3 protein-coding genes are annotated in these 1,597 nt (G+C 34.3%); 1 reads left to right on the plus strand and 2 read right to left on the minus strand.

Translation table 11 applies throughout. The annotated features are described in order from the left end of the window. A partial coding sequence (locus N2712_07975; protein ID MCX8029914.1) for a hypothetical protein occupies positions 1-294 on the plus strand: 294 nt, incomplete at its 5' end. Positions 295-372: 78 nt separating this feature from the next. On the opposite strand, the gene N2712_07980 is transcribed toward N2712_07975, so the two are convergent. Both N2712_07980 and N2712_07985 read right to left on the minus strand, forming a co-directional pair. Further along, positions 373-525, minus strand: a complete 153-nt coding sequence (locus tag N2712_07980) for a hypothetical protein (protein ID MCX8029915.1) — start codon at positions 523-525, stop codon at positions 373-375. 36 nt (positions 526-561) lie between these two features. Beyond that, the gene (locus N2712_07985; protein ID MCX8029916.1) at positions 562-1,353 is read right to left on the minus strand and encodes a hypothetical protein; all 792 of its coding nucleotides are present in this window, start codon (positions 1,351-1,353) and stop codon (positions 562-564) included. Positions 1,354-1,597: the final 244 nt, after the last annotated feature.

A 1,597-nucleotide genomic window follows, 5' to 3' on the forward strand; every position in this document is an offset into this window, starting at 1 on the left:
GGGTATTACTACACTATAAGAGAAGCATTCTTGGTGAAGAAGAAACTGTTTAGGCTAAAAAACTATACCAGTAGGTGGCTTACTAAATTCGTTGATGATGGTTTTTTTGATGTTCTTACTCCTTATTCTGCTAGAGTCAGGGAAGGTGTGTATAGTGAGGAGATGAATAAGTTTCTTTTAAGTGAGGGGATATTGACTGACGGAAACATACTATTCTTTTCATTCCAAACTGAAGAACCAGACTTCACTAGACTACGGAGGAAGATAAATCAATACAGAGGTCAGATAGAATAAAAATTTTAGACAGAATAAGCTCACTGTTTCAAAAGCATCTTCTTACCTTTCAGCAGCCTTACCTACCTTATCCTCAGTTCACGAGTTCTCATTCGCAACCTTATCAACTACTGCTATCCTATGACTCCTACCCTTTCCAGCACCGTACCCCTCAACAAACTTACATCTACTACTATCAATGTCTAGAAACTTATCATGAAGGCTTATATACCACTCCAGTTTCCTAAGCACTTTAAGTCTCTCCTAATCCTTAGGCATATCTTTTTTCTATTTACCATAAGACAGTACGAGATTTACAAGTTCATTTTCTTCTTGAAAATCTACAGTTATAGATTTTTCATCATTGCTTATTATTTGAGTTGGGAAAGTTTCAACATCTAATCGGTGTGCTAAGTCAAGATTTAAGTCAAAATCTTCATCTACTAAAATAGTTTCTGACAGAACCTTTCCCCCAGATGCAACTGCCACCCTATTGGCAAGATATACAGAATCCATACAGACTAGGCAATTTTGTGTAATAAAGACCTTTACATGAACGTCCTTTGATATGGATTTTAATTCCTTCACTATATTTTCGTCAAATCCATGATTACCTTTTGAAACCATAATTATGGTATCAGCAATATTTTTCACTACTAATCTTCCGACGGGTAATCCACTGTAGAGTATTCTGTATCCTTTATCTTCTCCTATAGTAATACTTGGATTTGTTCTAAGCGTCATACCTAACTTCGTTTGACTACCAATTCCCCTATGTTTAAAGAAAGATAACTTGATTTTATTGTTTATGCCTGCTATCTCTGAAGCAAACTTTTTAGTAAATCCAATATGGAACGCTAATTCATCATCAATATCGTAGTAAACTTTAATATCTACTTCATCAGTAAGGGATTGAAACCTTTTCTTCAGGTACCTTTTATGTTCGTCATCAATTACTATACCCGCATAAGCATAATCCTTTTGTATAAACAGATCAAGTATTCTGTCCATGTGTCTATAATCATATCCATAATCCTTTTTTGCAAACAGATCGTTTATTTCATCCATATCTCTGTCCATACAAACCACCTCTTCCTAATGAAGTATATTAGTATACATCTACATAAGTCAACAGTTATGGTGATTTAACAAGGATAGCTAGTTTTTTTAGATTTGCTCTAATATTGACAGCACTTTTTACCAAACTTGCATACGAACTCCAGTCTGATGAAAATTGATAAGTTGAGCAATAAATTCCAAAATTTGAGAGTTATTTGGGTATAGTTAATACTTTTAGTGTCTATCAAGTGTTGCTCTAGCAAAT

The organism is Brevinematales bacterium (assembly GCA_026415355.1).
Lineage (GTDB): Bacteria > Spirochaetota > Brevinematia > DTOW01 > DTOW01 > SKYB106.

Coding starts and splice junctions, on each gene's coding strand:
- N2712_07985 (MCX8029916.1), bottom strand. CDS start 1,353: ATGGACAGAGATATGGATGAAATAAACGATCTGTTTGCAAAAAAGGAT.